The organism is Nonomuraea insulae, assembly GCF_042656245.1.
Map to the genome: position 1 here is coordinate 94,132 of NZ_JBHSPA010000014.1, position 17,035 is coordinate 111,166.

Consider the following 17,035-nt stretch of genomic DNA (forward strand, 5'->3'; position numbering starts at 1 on the left):
ACTGGGGGCTCCTCATCCTCGCGAGACGTTCAGGGGGATTCACGAACCTACAAGATTCGCAACGTAATAAGGGCTGAGCAGAAGCTCAGCCCTTATTACGCTAATCGTCCCGCTTGCAAGCCGCTTGCCGTCATTCCACCTTTGGTGGCCGCTGACCACCCGCGGGACCGGGCACCCCGGCATAGCGGTAGGGCACCGGCTGCCTGCCCGGCTGCACGATGAGGAGCGTGCCCGAGGTGTCGGCGTAGAAGGCGGATTCGACGGCGGCGGCCACGTCCTCGGCCGTGAGCAGAGGGAAGCCCGCGTTGACGAACATCTCCCGCGCCGCGGCCACCAGCGGCGTGTCGGTGAAGCCGGGGCAGACCGCCCCGATGCGGATGTTGTCGGCGGCCAGCGGCTCGGCCAGCGCCCTGACCAGGCCGACCACGGCGTGCTTGGTCATGGTGTAGACGGGGTCGCCGGAGAAGGCGACGAGCCCGGCCAGCGAGGAGGTGACCACGATCCCGCCCCCGCCCGAGCGCACGAGCAGCGGCACGCTGGCCCGCACGCCGAAGACGACGCCGTCCATGTTGACCCCGACCACCTGGCGGTAGCGGTCCAGGTCGAAGTTCGCCAGGTCCACGCCCCCGCTGACACCGGCGTTGAGGTGCACCAGGTCGAGCCGCCCGTAACGCTGCTCGGCCAGCGCGACCGCCTCCAGCGAGGCCTCGGGCGTGCTGACGTCGGCGGCCAGCCAGGCGCCCTCCACCTCCTTGGCCAGCCGCTCGACCCCTTCGCCGTCACGGTCGACGAGAACGCATTTGACGCCGCCCGCCGACAGGCGCCGGGCCACGGCGGCCCCGATGCCGCTCGCCGCTCCAGTGATCAGTGCAACAGTGCTCATGACGCTCCTTGCGGGGGTCGAGGCGTTCAGTGCTGGTCGAGCATGCGGTGCGCGCGGGAGATCAAGGTGGGCACGGCGGATCCGATGCCGTCGAATCCCTCTCCCACGGTCTTACCCTGCTGGAAGCGGGCGTGGATACCCTCCAGGATGACCGCGAGCTTGAAGTTACCGAAAGCCACATAGAACCCAAGGTCTGAAATATCCCGACCTGACACCTTGGCGTAGTGCCCGGCGAACTCACTGACGTTCAGGAACCCCGGCGCCGCCGTCACGTCACCGGACACCGGGACCCGGTCCTGCTCCCCCGCCCCGAGATCGTGCCAGTAGGTCAGCGTGAGCCCCAGGTCGGCCAGCGGATCCCCCAGCGTCGACATCTCCCAGTCCACCACGGCCGCGATCTCCAGGTCGCCGAGCCGCAGCAGCGTGTTGTCCAGCCGGTAGTCCCCGTGCACGAGCGTGCCCGCGGCCTCGGCGGGCAGCCGCTCCCGCAGTCGCTCCACCAGCCGGTAGTACTCGGGCAGGTCGGCCGTCTTCGACCGCTCCCACTGCTGGCACCAGCGGCCGAGCTGCCTGGCCATGTATCCCTCCGGCCGGCCGAAGTCCGCCAGGCCCACCTCGCGGTAGTCCACGGCGTGGATGGCGGCCAGCACCTCGGCCAGCCGCTCCGCCAGCCGCCGCGTCTGCTCGGGCGCCGGGTCGCCGAGTTGCTCCCTGTTGCGCACGGCGGTGCCGTCCACGTATCCCATGAGATAGAACGGCGCCCCGATCACGTCCTCGTCGGCGCAGAACGCGATAGCCTCGGGAACCGGGACGGGCGTCGGTGCGAGCGCCGAGATGACCCGCCACTCGCGGCGCATGTCGTGGGCGGTGGGCAGCACGTGACCGAGGGGGGGCCTGCGCAGCACCATCCGGCGCTCCCCGGTCTCGACCAGGTAGGTGAGGTTGGACCTGCCACCCGAGATCAGCGAGACGGATCGGGGCTCGCCGGCGTCGGGCACGTTCCTGCCCATCCACGCGACCAGGTGGGGGTGGTCGATGCCAGGTACGGTCATGAACACACACTAGAACGTCGCTCGGTCCTGAGCACTAGCTGGGAGTTCTGTAACGTTCCGGACCTGCGGCTATGGCATGAGGCGAGATCCTTTAACCTGGGAATACACCCCTGGCCGACATGCTGGACTGCGAGTGCGTGTTGACAGTAGGAGCCCATGCGCGTCACCCTTGCCCTGCCTCGAGAGCTGGGCCAATCGGAAGTGAGTCGATGGCGTGCCCTGCAAGAAGCGGACGCCGCCTTCGACAATCCCTTCCTGTCGCCAGAGTTCACCCTAACAGTGGGCGAACTGCGCGACGATGTACGAGTCGCCGTCCTCTACGACGGTTCCGACATCGTGGGGTTCTTCCCCTTCGAACGACATCCGATGGGCATCGGTAAACCGGTCGCCGCCGGGCTGACCGACGCGCAGGGTCTCGTGCACGTCAAGGACTACGAGATCGACCCGCGCCGCCTGATCAAGGGCTGCGGGCTGTCGGTCTACGAGTTCGATCATCTGGTGTCCGGGCAGCCCCTGCTCGGCGCGCATCACGAGCGGCACGCGTCGCCGATCATCGACCTGCGCGACGGCTGGGAACGTTACACGGAGTCGCTGCTCCGCAACTCCGGCAAGACGTACAAGTCCACCCTGGCCAAGTCGCGCAAGCTGCAACGCGAGGCGGGGGCGATGCGGCACGACTACGCGACCACCGACCTGGCGCCCCTGCGCACGCTGCTGGGCTGGAAGACGGACCAGTACCGCAGGACCGGACGCACCGACAGATTCGCGCACAAGTGGATCGTGGAGCTGGTCGAGCGGCTGCTGGCCACCCAGACGGAGAGCTTCGCCGGGGTGCTCGACATGATCTACGTGGACGAGAAGCCGGTGGCCGGGCACTTCGGGCTGCGCACACGCACGACGCTGGCCGGCTGGTTCCCCGCCTACGACACCCAGTTCGCCAAATACTCCCCCGGTCTCATCCACCACCTGGCGATGGCCGAGCGCGCCGCCGAGTCCGGCATCGAGATCATCGACATGGGGCGGGGCCAGAAGGAGTACAAGGACAAGCTCAAGAACGGCGACTTCGAGGTGGCCGAGGGCCGCGTGGCCAGGATCGGGGCGGCGGCGGGCGTCCACTGGGTGATGCGGGTGCCGGTGCGCAAGACACGCGCGACGGTGATGGCCAACCCTTTGCTGCTCAGAACCGCTGACAGGGCATTGAAAACCTACGGAAGACTGCGTACTGTCCTACAAGGGTGAAACACATCGCAGAGCGCACAGGCCGTCACTGCCTGTCGCTTCCGTCCAACCGGCTTGGCCTCTATCTGGCCTTCCGCCATTGGTGCCTGCCGGGGCAACGGCTGCTCATGTCTCCCATCTCGGCCGACGAGATCCTCTTTCTCGTGCTCGCGGCCGGTCTGCGCCCGGTGATCGCGCCGCTGTCCCCTCGTGACGGCAACATCGACGTCACCCGGGTGGACCTCGGCGCGGTGGACGCGGTGCTCACGACGAACCTGTATGGCCTGCCCGACGACGCGCCCGCGTTCGCCGGGAAGGTGCTCATCGAGGACGTGGCGCACGCGATGGAGAGCGACCTCGGGGGACGGCCGCTGGGCACGTTCGGCCAGGCGGGGGTCTTCAGCCTCTCCAAGCATCCGGGCGCGGGCTCGGGCGGCGTGCTGGTCGTGGAGAGCGAGTCCGACCTGGAGGCGCTGACCCGCGCCCGCGACGACCTGCTGACCCCTGGCTCCCTGCGCGCCGACGTGGCGAGCGTGGCCACCTCCATGGCCCGCCAGGCGGCGCTCAAGCTCGACCTCGTACGCCCCGCGCTCAAGCTCATGCGCCGCCTGGGCCTGCAGGAGCCGCGCGAGGGCTTCCGCATCGCCCTCGCCCCCGAGGAGCTCAAGCTCGCGCTCAAGCACGTCCCCTCGCTGCCGCCCTTCGACCCCTGGGTACGCGCCGACCTGCACCGCTACCGCTCCCACCGGGGCCGCCTGGTCCGCTGGTACCAGCGCAGGCGCGTGAGCAAGGTCCCCCGCGACCGGGCGCGCCGGCTGGCGGGCGTGCAGCGCCTGGCCGAGCTGCCCACCGTCGCGCCGGCCGTGCTCGACGACCTGTCCAGGCCGCTTTTCAGGGTGCCCCTCCTGGTCCGCGACCGCGACGCGGCCATCGCCGAACTGGAACGGCACGGGGTCTCGACGGGCTACCTGTACGACCCCCCGTACGACGACTACGCCCCCTCCTTCACCGACCGCTCCCCCGACCCGGGCCCGGCCCGCTGGTGGGCCCGCCACGTGCTCCCGGTGGACCCGATGTACACCGCCCGTTCCCTCCCCGTCCTGCGGGCTCTGGAGCCCCCTACGTCCGGGCCGCGCGGATGAGCTCGGCCAGGATCCGGCAGCCGCGCCGGATGTCGGCGAGCGAGGCGGAGCCGTACCCGATCACCAGGCCGTGCAGGTGCGCGTCGCCGTGGTAGTGGCGCTCGGTGGAGTCGAGCAGGACGCCGCGTTCCCTGGCCCGCTCGACCACGCCGGGCAGCACGCCGGCGGGCAGTTCGGCCAGGACGTGCAGGCCGGCCGTGTCGCCGCGCAGGCGGCAGGCGGGACCGAGCACCTCGACGACGGCGGCGCGGCGGCGCGCGTACTCCAGGCGCATCCTGCGCAGGTGGCGGTCGAGGTCGCCGCGCTCCAGCAGGGTCACCACGGCCTGCTGGACAGGACCGCTCGTGCGGTCGCCCATCGCGCGGCGCAGCCCGGCGATCCTGTTCACCAGCTCCGGGTCCCCGACCAGCCAGCCCACGCCCACGTCGGGCGCGAGAATCTTGGACAGCGTGCCGAGCAGCACCACCCGGGACGGGTCGAGGCCGTAGAGGGCGGGCAGCGGGGCGACGTCGTAGCGGAACTCCGCGTCGTAGTCGTCCTCCACGATCATCGCGCCGGTGCCCCTGGCCCAGGCCAGCAGCCGCTCCCTGCGCGGGATCGGCAGGCGGCCGCCCAGCGGGTACTGGTGGGCGGGCGTGGTGTAGAGCACGCGCAGGTCGCCGGGGAGCCCGTCCACGATCACGCCGTCCTCGTCCACCGGGCACGGCACCACCTCGGCGCCCCTGGCCGCGAGCACCGTGCGCGCGACCGGGTAACCCGGGTCCTCCACCCCGGCCCTGGCGCCCGGGCCGAGCAGCGCCAGCGCGCACAGGTCGAGCCCGTTGCCGGTGCCCCTGGTGACCAGGATGTTCTCGGGGCCGACCGCCATGCCTCTGGCACGTCTGAGGTGGTCGGCGAGCAGCTCACGCAGGCGCGGCAGGCCGCGCGGGTCGGGATAGTCGCCAGGCGGCAGGTCGGCGGCCTTGCGCCAGGCCCGCTTCCAGGCCGCGCGGTCGTAGTCGCGCACCCAGGGCTGGCCGGCCGTGAGGTCGATCCATTCGGCCGGGGGCGGCGGCGGGGCCGGCACGTACGCGCTCTCATCCGGCGCTTTGGGCGTCTGCTCCATTTCCGCCACGAACGTGCCAGAGCCGTGCCGCCCGTCCAGCCACCCCTCCGCGTAGAGCTGCTGGTACGCCTCCGTCACCACGGTCCTGCTCACCGCGAGCTGGGCGGCCAGGGCCCGCGTGGACGGCAGCCGCTCCCCCGGGGCCATCGTGCCGTCCAGCATGGCGCGGCGCAGCCACCCGGCGAGCTGGGTGGTGAGAGGCTCGGCCGCGTCGCGTTTCAGTGATACAGGCAGGTCAACATGGGTGCGCATGAAAGTGGTCTCTACGAAGGTGCTGATAGTGGCCCTACAGAGTAGGTCCACTTCCTCGTTACCGTCGAATCATGCTCTCCACCACTCCACGCACCACGCTGGGCCGCGAGAAGCAGCGCGGCAGCACCGACAGGAACGACCTCCACGACGTGCTCGACACCGGCCTGATCTGCCACCTGGGCGTGGTCGTGAACGGCCATCCCATGGTCGTGCCCACCGGCTACGGGCGCATCGGCGAGACCCTCTACCTGCACGGCTCCACCGGCGCGCAGTCACTGCGCGCGGGCGACGGCGGCGAGGTCTGCGTCACGGTCACGCACCTGGACGGCATCGTGCTGGCCCGCTCGATCTTCCACCACTCCGTCAACTACCGCTCGGCCATCGTGTACGGCCGCGCCCGGCTGGTGAGCGACCCCGACGAGCGCATGGAGGCACTGCGGGCCATCTCCGAGCAGCTCGCGCCCGGCCAGTGGGACTACGTGCGCAAGCCGTCCCGCAAGGAGCTGGCCTCGACGGCCGTGCTGGCGCTGTCGCTGGAGGAGGCGTCGGTCAAGATCCGGCGCGGCGCGCCCAAGGACGAGGAGGAGGACTACGACCTGCCGGTGTGGGCCGGGGTGTTGCCGCTGGTCATGTCGTGGGGCGAGCCCGAACCGGATTCAGTGCTCCCAGAAGGTATCGACGCGCCTGTTCACATCCTCCATCGGGAGTAGTTCCATAAATCCGGGACCACATGGCAAACCCGACTCCTTGATCGCACGTCTCATCAGGTGGGCCGGCTCCTGATGGGAGAGGGCAGATGGAGTGGAGCGCTCCCGGTTATACAGAGATCAAGCATCTCGGGGCAGGTGCCAGCGGGCATGTCACGCTGGCCGTGCACGACGAGACCGGTGTCAAGGTCGCGATCAAGTACCTGTCCGAGGACCTGCGGCGAGATCCGTCCGCCCTGGCCAGGTTCCAGCAGGAAGCGCGGCTGCTGACCACCTTGCGAGATCCGAACATCGCCACGTTGTGGGAGTACATCCAGGACGCCGGCGGCGCGGCCATCGTGATGGAGCTGGTCAACGGCGTCTCGCTGCGCGCGCTGCTGCGCGAGAACGGGACGACAGAGCCGGAGGCGGCGCTGGTCGTCCTGAAGGGCTCGCTGCTGGGGCTGGCGAAGGCGCACGATCTCGGGCTGGTGCACCGGGACTACAAGCCGGAGAACGTGCTCGTACGCGATGACGGCGTCAGCAAGCTCGTCGACTTCGGCATCGCGGTCCGCCAGGGCACGGCCGCCCGGCCCGAAGGCACGCCCCCTTACATGGCGCCCGAGTTGTGGGAGGGCCAGCCCGCCTCCGCCGCCACCGACGTGTACGCCGCCACGGCCGTCTTCTTCGAGTGCCTGACCGGGCACCGCCCTTACCGGTCCACGGAGCCGAGCGTCCTGGGCTACCAGCACGTCCACGCCCCCGTGCCCTTCCACGACGCCCCCGAACCGGTACGCGAGCTGGTGCGGCGCGGCCTGGCCAAGGACCCGGGGCGGCGGCCCGCGGGGGCGCTGGCGTTCGTGAACGAGCTGGAGGCGACCGCCAGGGCGGCGTACGGGGAGGACTGGGAGGAGCGGGGCAGGCGGCGGCTGGCCGCGCTCGTGGCCCTGCTCGCCCTGCTGTTACCGATGCCGCAGACGTCCATGCCCGAGGTGAGCACGTCGCTGGCCAGGACGGTGTTCCGCGGCCTGCGCTCGAACGTGCGGCGGCTGGCCATGGGCGGCGCGGTGACCGCGGCGGCGGCCGTGGCGGTGGTGGTCGTGCTGGCCAACCGGCAGACGCCGCCTCCTCCTGAGGAGGCTGTGGGGGCGGCGGCGATCGTACCGCCCAGTGAGGTCTCGACGGCGCCGGTCTCCGGCCCGCCGACGACACCCGCGTCCACGCCTGAGATCACGCCGGAGAGCGACCCCGAGCCCGAGGTCGTGCCGCAGAGCTCGCCCGAGGCGGTCGTGCCCGAACCGGACCCGGAGACCTCCAGGCCCGCCCCGCGGACGACCACGACCCGTCCCGCGCCTCGGACGACCACCACCCGTCCCGTGCCCACCCGCACCCGTCCCGTGCCCACCCGCACCCGCACGCGCACTCCCACGCCCACACCCACCACCCTGACGCCGACTCCCACGCCTACCCCGACCCCGACCCCAACGCCGACCCCAACGCCGACCCCGACTCCAACGCCGACTCCGACGCCGACTCCGACCCCGACTCCGACGATCACGACGGAGCAGCCGGGCACGTCGGTGCTCGGGGTCTCCCTGGGCGACATCACGATCGGCGAGGAAGCGGTGGCCAGCAGCACGGTCACCCTGCGCACGAGCGGCACCGCCGCCGTCACGGCCGCCGCGACCTGGGCGGCCCCGGGCTCGGACGGCCGGACCCAGCGCGTACGGCTGAGCGGCGCCAGGACCTACACCCGCACGCTGAGCTGGTCCATGGGCGAGCGCCCGTGCGGCAGGACGGTCACACTGACCGTCGCCACCTCCCCGGCGGCCTCAGGCGGCGCGAGGACGGCCTCCCTGTCGGTGCCGTCCTGCCCGACCAAGGTGACCAGGCTGAACGTCAGCCTCAACCTGCCCCCGGCGCCCGGCCGCACCGCCACCGCCCGGGTCAGGGTCGCCGCGAGCGGCACCGGGGACGTCCCGGTCGAGGCCAGGTTCGCGGTCAACGGGGACACGGTCGGCGGCGCGCGTACCGCGAGCCTGTCAGGAAAGACCTCCTACAACCGGGCGTTCACCCACAGCTTCAGGGCCCGCCCCTGCGGCTCCACCCTGTCGGTACAGGTGCGCGCCGGCGGCAGGACCGCGACCGCGCGCGCCACGGTGCCCTGTCCACCGCAGGTGCGGCAGGTGACGATCGGCGGCGTCAGCACCGAGGGCGGGCTCAGCGCGACGGTCAGGGTGAGCACGTCGAGCACCCAGCGGGTACGGCTCACGGTCAGGTTCGCGGCAGGAGAGGGCGGGGACTCGCAGACGATCACCCTGTCGGGCAGCACCGCCTACAGCCGGACCCTCAGCTACCGGGCCAGGTTGTCCTGCGGCACGAAGTGGACCATAACCGCCTCCACCAACCCGGCGGCGGCCGGCGGCGGCGACAGCCGCAGCGGCTCCACACCCGCGTGCCAGGAGGAGGAGCCTCCGGAGGAACCGCCGAAGGAGACACCCAAGGAGACGCCGAACCCGGAGTCGCCTAGCACCATTGAGTGACATTTCACCAGCCGTCAGGATAAAAGTAGCGGGAAAGCGGTTCCCTCTGGTTAAGCTACGGACCGTTTGATGAGGGTGGGGGCCCACAGAACTCCAGAGGAGACCGTTATGTACGGTGATGGGCCATGGGGGGTCCCCGGCTATACCGAAGTTCGCGAGCTGGGCTCGGGATCTGCGGGCCGGGTGGTCCTGGCCAGGCGCGACCACGACGGTGTCGAGGTGGCCATCAAATATCTCAGTGACGAGCTGAGATCCGACGTCGGCTTCGTCGCCAGGTTCCGGCACGAGGCCAGGCTGCTGGGCACGCTGCGAAGCGCGTACCACGCCCGGCTGATCGACTATGTCGAGGCCGGGCAGGGCGCGGCGATCATCATGGAGCTGATCAACGGAGTGTCGCTCCGGGAGCTCCTCAGATCGGAGGGGCCCACAGGGCCTGAGGCGGCGCTGGCCGTGCTCAAGGGCTCACTCCACGGCCTGGCCTCGGCGCACGCGATCGGCGTCGTGCACAGGGACTTCAAGCCCGAGAACGTCATGGTGCAGGGCGACGGCACCAGCAAGCTCGTCGACTTCGGCATCGCGGTCCTTGCCGGGGAGGGCGCGAGCTCGGCGGGCACGCCGCCGTACATGGCGCCCGAGCAGTGGTCGGGCGGGCCCGCGGGACCCGCGACCGACGTGTACGCGGCCACCGTCGTGTTCTTCGAGTGCCTGACGGGCACGCGGCCCTACCGCGCGCCCAACCTCGCGGCCCTGGCCCACCAGCACCAGGTCATGCCGCCGCCGATCGAGGAGGTCCCTGCCCCGTTACAGGGACTGGTCGAGCGCGGTCTGGCCAAGGACCCGGCCGAGCGGCCGCCGTCGGCCGAGGCGTTCCTGACCGAGCTGGAGGCCATCGCGGCGGGGGCGTACGGACCCGACTGGGAGGAGCGCGGGCGGCGGCGCCTGGTCGCGCTCGCGGGCCTGCTGGTGGTGCTCTTCCCGACCGCGCTCGACGAGACGGCCGAGGCGCAGACCTCGCTCGCCCAGACCCGCTTCAAGGATCCGACGCGCATCCTGAGCAAGGTCTCCGCCAAGGTCGCCGTCGGGGCGGTCGGCGTCGGCGTGCTGGTCGCCGCCGTAGTGATCATCCTCAGCTCCGGGTCGGAGCCGGTGCTGCAGGCGCAGACCACTGGGGTGACGCCGACCACGGCCGTACCCGCCACGCCCGAGCCCGTGGAGACGACGGAGGAGCCGCCGCCCACCCTTGAGGAGACCACGCCGGAGCCCACACCGACGGCCACGGAGAGCCAGGCGCCGCCGCCGGCCACCCAGCCGTCGGCCTCCCCCCGGCCCACCCGGTCGAGGTCGCCCAGGCCGACGCCGGTCAGGACGCCGCCCAGGACCAGGAAGCCCACCGCGACCCCGACGCCCACACCATCCTCCGAGCCCCGGTTGAGCGGCGACATCAGTGACCCAGAAGGCGCCCCGCCCGCCACCTCCACGCCGCCTCCCTCGACCCAGACCTCGATCCCGACGCCCACCACCACCCCGCCCACCGAGACCACCAGGCCACCCCAGGAGACCCCCACGGTCGGCGAGGACGGCACCATCGGCACGGGCGAGCAGGGCGGGAACGAGACCAAACCGCCCACCGACACCCCTCGCCTCGACACGGCCGGCAAGGCCCAGGCCGCACTGATGGCGCTGGGCCTGGTGACTACGGGCGCTGTTCCGGTCACACTTGCGGTGAAACGCCGTATGGCGGGACGCCACAGAAGGAAGCGCTGAGACGCGCCGGGGGGCAGCGGCGATGAACAACCCTGCAAGTGGTATCGCCGGATTCCGGCTCACCGAGCACACCTGGATGACCGAACTGGGCAACTGGATCGACGCCATCTCACCGGACGGCCGCAGGGCCGGGGCCCTGCTGTTCGACCCGAAGATCATCGGCCTGCCCGACGTCCGCGACCGCGTCGTGAACGCCGTCATGACCGACCAGCGGCTCGTGCTGGCCGGGCTGAGCGGGCTGATCCCGGTGGCGGACGTGGTCGCGGCGGGCGACCAGGTCTGGCTGCTCACCGCGCAGGCGGTCAGCCCGACGCTGAACGACCTGCTCCCCGCCGGGATCGATCCAGGCGGGGCGGCGTCCGTGCTGGTGGAGACCGCCCAGACGCTGCTGGCGCTGCACGCCGCCGGGGTCACGCACGGCTCGGTGCACCCGGGCACGGTGGTGATCACGGCGGAGGGCGTCTCCCTGCTGTCGGAACGCGGCCTGTCCGACGCCATCCGCGCCCGGGTCTCCCCGCGTGAACGGGACGCGGCGGGCTGGGCGTCGCTCGCCCGCGGGCTGGCCGCCTCCTTCAGTCAGCGGGCGCCGGAGGTGAGCCGGCTCCTCGACCGGGCCGCGAACGCCGCCACCACCCTCGGGCTGGGCTCCGCGCGGGATCTGCTGGTCAACGAGCGGGGTACGCTGCCCGGCGGCCGGATCAGCAGGGACGGGCTGGCCAGGGCGGCGCGTGGGAGGTCGATGTTCGCGCAGGCTCCGGCGTACGCGCAGGCCCCGATCGTGACGCCGCAGGACGAGGGCGACATCGTCACGCTCCTGCACGTGCCCGGCCGGTCGGCGGGGCCCGTGCAGTTCGGGCCCGGGGTCGGCTCCGGGTCGGTGGGTACGCATCCCCAGATGTCCGAGACCCCGGCCGAGCGGATCTGGCGCGACGGGGCCTCCACGATGCACCGGCCCGGCGGGCGGGCGGCCCAGGCGTCGCGGGCGCGGCGGCGGCGGACGATCCTGGCCACCGCCGTCTTCGCGGTGATCATGGCGGGGGCGATCTTCGCCTGGTTCAGGCTGGGGAGCGCGCCGGACCTGACGGTCCAGTCGATCAACGTGGTGGCGCCGAAGAAGACCCAGGGCTGCAACAAGGCCGTCCTGATCACCGGCACGGTCGTCACCAACGGATCGCCAGGGGAGATCACCTACGAATGGCGCAAGAACCTGGACAAGGAGGTTGTCAGGGGAACGCTGCGCGCGAAGGAGGATCAGACGTCGTACACGGTGCCGCTGCGGTGGACGCTGCAGGGGAGGAGCAACGTCAAGGCGACCGCCACGCTGAGGATCATCACGCCGGGGCCGGTGCGCACCGACAAGGCGAGCTTCACGTACAAGTGTTGATCACCGTCCAGCAATGCATATCAAAGCGGTTCTTACTAATCTGGCGAACATGACCACGCAGACCCCCGCGGGCTGGTACCCAGACCCCTACGGAGAGCCCCAGCTCCGCTGGTGGGACGGCAACCAGTGGACGGACGCCCTCCACGCTCAGGAGCAGGGGCAGCCCCCGCAACCGGCTTCCGGCCCCCAGCCACAGCCACAGTCCCAACCTTCGTCGCCGCCGCCGCAGCAGCCCCAACCGCAGCCCCAGACGGGCCCCGGCTGGACGGTGACCCCGGCGAACCCCACCCTGCAGTTCGGCCGGCCGACCCATGGCCAGTCCGCCTACGGCGCGCCCGCGCCGCCCACCCAGCAGTGGAACCCACCGGGACAGGGCTACGCCCCGCCGCCCAAGCAGCAGGGCAACCCGCTGCCCTGGGTGTTCGGCGGGCTGGCGGCGCTGGTCGTGATCGCGTTGATCGTGGTCGCGGGGATCTTCTTCATCAACAGGGACAGCACGGAGAGCGCTTCGCCGCCGGCGCCGACGGACACGTTCGGGCCGCAGCAACCGCTGCCCACCGAGGAGCCGCCGTCCCAGCAGCCGCTGCCCAGCCAGGGGGGCGAGTTCCCGCAGCCGTCGGGTGACCGCGTCACCGACCCGCGCGCGGGGCTGTCGTTCGAGGTGCCCAAGGACTGGACGGTGCCTCCGTACAACGAGGTCAACAACCCCGACCCGGCGCAGCAGCAGTGGTCGGCGGCGGTGAAGGCCGACGCGCAGGAGAACTACGAGGGCGAGGCCGACTGGATCGGCAACGTCTTCACGGGGCTGCTCAACGAGCTCTACCCCTACACCGGCACCGCGGACATGGGCGACACGGCCAAGGCCGTCTTCGTGCACTTCACCGCCAACTACTACGCGCTCGCGCACGAGAGCAGGATCGTCCAGGACAAGGCGATGAAGGTCGGCGATCGGGACGCCTGGCTGTTGCAGTTCGAGCTCGACTTCACCAAGATCTCGGAGGAGAAGGGTTACAAGTGGAAGAAGGAGAACGGAGCGATCGTGCTCGTGGACCGCGGTGCCGGGCAGAGTCCGGCCATCGCGTACGTCTCCGTACCCGACAATCTGGGCACCGACGTGGTCAATAAGGTCCTCAGCTCGCTGAAGCCCGCCTGACCGGTGGCACTAGGCTGGTGGGGTAACAAGCGGGCGGATTGCTCCGAGCCGCTGGGCGAGGAGATCGAATGAGTGACTTGCTGGTCTGGATCGACTGCGAGATGACCGGGCTCGACCTGAGTCGCGACGCGCTCGTCGAGGTGGCGTGCGTCATCACCGACAGCGAGCTCAATCAGCTGGACGAGGGCGTGGACGTGGTCATCAAACCACCGCCCGAATCACTGGAGCAGATGTCGCAGGTCGTGCGCGAGATGCACACGGCCTCCAGCCTGCTGCCCGAGCTGGCCGGAGGCGTGACCCTGGCGGAGGCGGAGTCGCTCGTGCTCGACTACATCCGCCGCCATGTCCCGGAGCCGAAGAAGGCGCCGCTGTGCGGCAACTCCATCGGCACCGACCGCACGTTCATCGCGCGCGACATGCCCGGGGTGGATGGCTATCTGCACTATCGGATGGTCGACGTCTCGTCGATCAAGGAGCTGGCGCGCAGGTGGTATCCACGGGTCTACTTCGCCGCGCCCGAAAAGCAGGGCGGGCACAGGGCTCTGGCCGACATCACGGAGAGCATCAGAGAGCTGCGCTACTACCGCGCGGCCATCTTCGTGGGCCAGCCAGGACCCGATTCGGCGACCGCCAGGACACTGGCCGAGCGGGTCAGCGGCTAAACCAGTGGCGTAAAGACTCCCGAATCCCGCTACACTTTTCCTGTGCCGCCACATGCGGGTGGCCATGGTGGGTGTAGCTCAGTTGGTAGAGCGCCAGGTTGTGGTCCTGGATGCCGAGGGTTCAAGTCCCTTCACTCACCCCAGCACGAACGGCCGGTCCCTCGGGACCGTCCGTTATCGTTTTCTCCCGGGCAACGGCCCCAAATCATGACAATGCGGGTTATGCTCGCTGTCTACCGCTAACGCCGGAAGCACGGGGGCCATCGGCGATTCTGACCGACTGCGCGCCCCCGGAGGCCGGATGAGAGTCGACGACGCAGCGTTCGATAGCGTGTTCACGTCCCTGAGCAAACGCGAGGCCGAGGTCATGGACCTGATCGCCACAGGTCAGTCCAACGGGCAGATCGCGCAACGGTTGTTCCTCAGCGAGAAGACCGTCAAGAACCACGTCAACCGCATCTACTCCAAACTCGGCGTGGACTCCCGGGTCACGGCCATCGGGCTGTGGCGCTCCCGCCAGGACTGATCACCCATCCTCCCGGCCTTCTCGCCTCAGAGGGCGAGCGGGCCCTTCCGCATGCGCGCCCGACGGGCGGCAGGGCTGAACCTGAGTGGTTTAAGAGATGCTGGCCGTGCCATAGGCATCCAAGACGACGTTGAGGGGGAGGGACGTGTCATGGTGAAGAGACCGCGGGTCGTCGTCGTGGGGGCGGGTTTCGCTGGCCTGGCCGCCACGCAGGAGCTGGGCAGGACCGGCGCGCTGGTGACGCTGGTGGACCGCAATCCGTACGCGACCTTCCAGCCCCTCCTCTACCAGGTCGCGACGGCCGGGATGGGCACGGCGGACGTGTCATACCCGATCAGGACCTTCGCCGCGAAGTGGCCCAACGTGCGGGCGCACCGGGCGACGCTGAGCAAGGTGCTGGCCGAGGAGCGGCGGGTGGAGTTCGAGGACGGCAGCGCTCTCGACTACGACTACCTGGTGGTGGCCACCGGGGTGACGACCAACTGGCTGAACGTGGCGGGCTCGCGGGAGAACGCGCTGCCGATCTACTCGCTGAGCGACGCGGCCGTGCTGCGGCGGCGGTTGCAGCACTACCTGGAGGACACGGCGGCGGGCCGGCGCGAGAGCACCCACGTCGTGGTGGTGGGCGCGGGCGCGACCGGCGTGGAGATGGCGGGCACGCTGGCGGAGTTGCAGCGGCACACGATCCCGCTGACGCATCCCGAGCTGCGGCCCGACCAGACGAGCGTGACGCTGGTGGAGCGGTTCGAGTTCGTGCTGGCGCCGTACAAGCCGCGGCTGCGCGACTCGGCGGCGAAGGCGCTGCGCAAACGAGGGGTGAACCTGCGGCTCGGCGCCACCGTGGCCGCCGTCGAACCGGACGCGGTGGTGCTGGAGGACGGCACGCGGCTGCGGAGCGACGTGACCGTGTGGGCGCTGGGCGTCACCGCGCCCCCGGAGGTGGGCTCGTGGGGGCTGCCTCAGGGCAAGGGCGGCCGGGTCACGCTCACGGAGGCGCTGAACCTGACGGAGCATCCGGAGATCTTCGTGGCCGGAGACCTGTCGGGCCCGCCCAACCCACTGCCGCAGCTCGCGCAGCCCGCCATCCAGATGGGCAAGCACGTGGGCAAGCAGATCATCGCGGCGGCGCACGGGCGGCCGCTACAGCCGTTCTCCTACCGCGACCCGGGGATCATGGCGACGGTGGGCAGGGCGGAGGCGGTGCTGCAGTTGTCCAACGGGCTGACGATGCGCGGGCTGCCCGCCTGGCTGGTGTGGATCTTCGTGCACGTGGCGTACCTGCTGGGCGGGCGCAACCGGGTCAGCGTGCTGCTCAACTTCTTCTGGCGTTATGCCGGGCCCCACCGCAGCAGGGCCAGCATCACGCAGTAGAGGCCTCTCACAGGGCCGCTGAGAGCGCGGCCAGTCCGAGGTCGAGGTCGGATTCTGGGATGTTCAGGGCCGGGCGCAGGCGTACGGATCTGGGCCCGCAGGGCAGCACCAGCACGCCGTGCTCCTCCCTGAGCCGGGTCACGAGGGCGTCGCGGGCGGCCTGGTCCGGCAGGTCGAACGCGCACATCATGCCGCGGCCCCGTACGTTCGCCATAGAGTCGGGGCGCTCGGCCTCCAGCTTGGTCAGGCCTTCGAGCAGGTCGTCGCCCACGCTGGCGGCGCGCGCGATCAGCCCGTCGCGCTCGATGATCTCCAGGATGCCGCGGCTGCGCACCATGTCCACCAGCCCGCCGCCCCACGTCGAGTTGATCCGGCCGCTCTGCTGGAACACGTTGTCCGGCACCTGGTCCACCCTGCGGCCCGCCATGATGCCGCCCACCTGGACCTTCTTGGCGAACGCCACCACGTCAGGCTCGAGCTCCAGCTGCTGGTAGGCCCACGGCGTGCCGGTCGTCCCGCCGCCGGTCTGCACCTCGTCCAGGATGAACAGGGCGTCGTGGCGATGGCACAGGTCCTGCATGGCCCGCAGGAACTCGGGCCGCATGTGGTTGTCGCCGCCCTCCCCCTGGATGGGCTCGGCGATGAAGCAGGCGATGTCGTACGGATCGCGCTCGAACGCCTCCCTGGCCTGGGCCAGCGCCCGCTCCTCGGCGGCCTCGACGTCGCCGAAGTGGATGGCCGGCACGTCGATCCGCGGCCAGTCGAACTTGGGGAAGCGGTCGGTCTTGGCCGGCTCGGTGTTGGTCAGGCTCAGCGTGTAGCCGCTGCGGCCGTGGAAGGCCTTGGTCAGATGCATGACCTTGGTGCCCAGGTCACGTGACCTGCCCGCGGCCTCGTTCCGGCGGCTCTTCCAGTCGAAGGCGGTCTTGAGCGCGTTCTCCACGGCCAGGGCGCCGCCCTCGACGAAGAACAGGTGCGGCAGGGCGGGGTCGCCGAGCACCCGGTCGAAGGTGTCGACGAAGTCCGCCAGGTGCTCGGTGTAGATGTCGGGGTTGGCCGGTTTGTTCCGGGCGACCTGGCCGAGGAGCTGGGTGAAGTCGGGGTCGAAGGGCGGGTTCACGCCCAGTGGGGCCGAGGCGAAGAAGGTGTAGAAGTCCAGGTAGCGGCGGCCGTTCCGGGCGTCGACGAGCCAGGAGCCGTGGCTGAGCTCCAGGTCGAGCACGAGGCGGTAGCCGTCGACGAGCAGGTGGCGGGCAAGGCGGGCGTGTACGTCCATGGCGCCTCCACAGTTCCT

General features: G+C 70.6%; 14 protein-coding genes and 1 tRNA gene. 11 read left to right on the forward strand and 4 right to left on the reverse strand.

Annotated elements, in window-relative coordinates; genetic code table 11:
• Positions 1-130 precede the first annotated feature (130 nt).
• Together ACFPZ3_RS10750 and ACFPZ3_RS10755 are read right to left on the reverse strand one after the other, a co-directional pair.
• Positions 131-883, reverse strand: a complete 753-nt coding sequence (locus tag ACFPZ3_RS10750) for an SDR family oxidoreductase (RefSeq protein WP_379513852.1) — start codon at positions 881-883, stop codon at positions 131-133.
• A 26-nt stretch (positions 884-909) separates the two neighbouring features.
• The gene (locus ACFPZ3_RS10755; RefSeq protein ID WP_379513853.1) at positions 910-1,935 is read right to left on the reverse strand and encodes a phosphotransferase family protein; all 1,026 of its coding nucleotides are present in this window, start codon (positions 1,933-1,935) and stop codon (positions 910-912) included.
• 156 nt (positions 1,936-2,091) lie between these two features.
• Between ACFPZ3_RS10755 and ACFPZ3_RS10760 the strand changes: the two genes are divergently transcribed.
• Both ACFPZ3_RS10760 and ACFPZ3_RS10765 read left to right on the forward strand, forming a co-directional pair.
• Positions 2,092-3,174 (forward strand): GNAT family N-acetyltransferase, encoded by a 1,083-nt coding sequence (locus ACFPZ3_RS10760; protein ID WP_379513854.1) that lies wholly within the window; start codon positions 2,092-2,094, stop codon positions 3,172-3,174.
• Positions 3,171-4,295 carry a DegT/DnrJ/EryC1/StrS family aminotransferase gene (locus tag ACFPZ3_RS10765; protein WP_379513855.1) on the forward strand — a complete coding sequence of 375 codons (1,125 nt, stop codon included), beginning with the start codon at positions 3,171-3,173 and terminating at the stop codon, positions 4,293-4,295. Before ACFPZ3_RS10760 ends, ACFPZ3_RS10765 begins: the two co-directional genes overlap by 4 nt.
• On the opposite strand, the gene pdxR is transcribed toward ACFPZ3_RS10765, so the two are convergent.
• Positions 4,273-5,652 (reverse strand): MocR-like pyridoxine biosynthesis transcription factor PdxR, encoded by a 1,380-nt coding sequence (gene pdxR, locus ACFPZ3_RS10770; protein ID WP_379513856.1) that lies wholly within the window; start codon positions 5,650-5,652, stop codon positions 4,273-4,275. The genes ACFPZ3_RS10765 and pdxR overlap by 23 nt on opposite strands.
• 71 nt (positions 5,653-5,723) lie before the next feature.
• Between pdxR and ACFPZ3_RS10775 the strand changes: the two genes are divergently transcribed.
• The 9 genes from ACFPZ3_RS10775 (at position 5,724) to ACFPZ3_RS10815 (ending at position 15,741) form a co-directional block, all read left to right on the forward strand.
• Positions 5,724-6,362 (forward strand): pyridoxamine 5'-phosphate oxidase family protein, encoded by a 639-nt coding sequence (locus tag ACFPZ3_RS10775; protein ID WP_379513857.1) that lies wholly within the window; start codon positions 5,724-5,726, stop codon positions 6,360-6,362.
• An 86-nt stretch (positions 6,363-6,448) separates the two neighbouring features.
• Positions 6,449-8,881 (forward strand): serine/threonine-protein kinase, encoded by a 2,433-nt coding sequence (locus ACFPZ3_RS10780; protein WP_379513858.1) that lies wholly within the window; start codon positions 6,449-6,451, stop codon positions 8,879-8,881.
• Positions 8,882-8,989: 108 nt separating this feature from the next.
• A complete protein-coding gene (locus ACFPZ3_RS10785) occupies positions 8,990-10,645 on the forward strand; it encodes a serine/threonine-protein kinase (RefSeq protein WP_379513859.1) in 1,656 nt (551 codons plus the stop codon).
• Positions 10,646-10,667: 22 nt separating this feature from the next.
• The gene (locus tag ACFPZ3_RS10790) at positions 10,668-12,029 is read left to right on the forward strand and encodes a protein kinase family protein (protein WP_379513860.1); all 1,362 of its coding nucleotides are present in this window, start codon (positions 10,668-10,670) and stop codon (positions 12,027-12,029) included.
• A gap of 49 nt (positions 12,030-12,078) precedes the next feature.
• Complete coding sequence (locus ACFPZ3_RS10795; protein WP_379513861.1) at positions 12,079-13,182, forward strand: DUF2510 domain-containing protein; 1,104 nt, start codon at positions 12,079-12,081, stop codon at positions 13,180-13,182.
• Between the two features lie 68 nt (positions 13,183-13,250).
• On the forward strand, positions 13,251-13,844 hold the full coding sequence (orn, locus tag ACFPZ3_RS10800) for an oligoribonuclease (protein ID WP_379513862.1): 594 nt from the start codon (positions 13,251-13,253) through the stop codon (positions 13,842-13,844).
• Positions 13,845-13,911: 67 nt separating this feature from the next.
• Positions 13,912-13,987, forward strand: a tRNA-His gene (locus ACFPZ3_RS10805).
• 188 nt (positions 13,988-14,175) lie between these two features.
• Positions 14,176-14,370 (forward strand): helix-turn-helix domain-containing protein, encoded by a 195-nt coding sequence (locus tag ACFPZ3_RS10810; protein WP_379513863.1) that lies wholly within the window; start codon positions 14,176-14,178, stop codon positions 14,368-14,370.
• A 150-nt stretch (positions 14,371-14,520) separates the two neighbouring features.
• Positions 14,521-15,741, forward strand: coding sequence for an NAD(P)/FAD-dependent oxidoreductase (locus ACFPZ3_RS10815; RefSeq protein ID WP_379513864.1), 1,221 nt, complete (start codon positions 14,521-14,523; stop codon positions 15,739-15,741).
• Between the two features lie 7 nt (positions 15,742-15,748).
• Here the strand turns inward: ACFPZ3_RS10815 and lat are convergent, their stop codons facing one another.
• Positions 15,749-17,017 carry an L-lysine 6-transaminase gene (gene lat, locus ACFPZ3_RS10820; RefSeq protein ID WP_379513865.1) on the reverse strand — a complete coding sequence of 423 codons (1,269 nt, stop codon included), beginning with the start codon at positions 17,015-17,017 and terminating at the stop codon, positions 15,749-15,751.
• Positions 17,018-17,035: the final 18 nt, after the last annotated feature.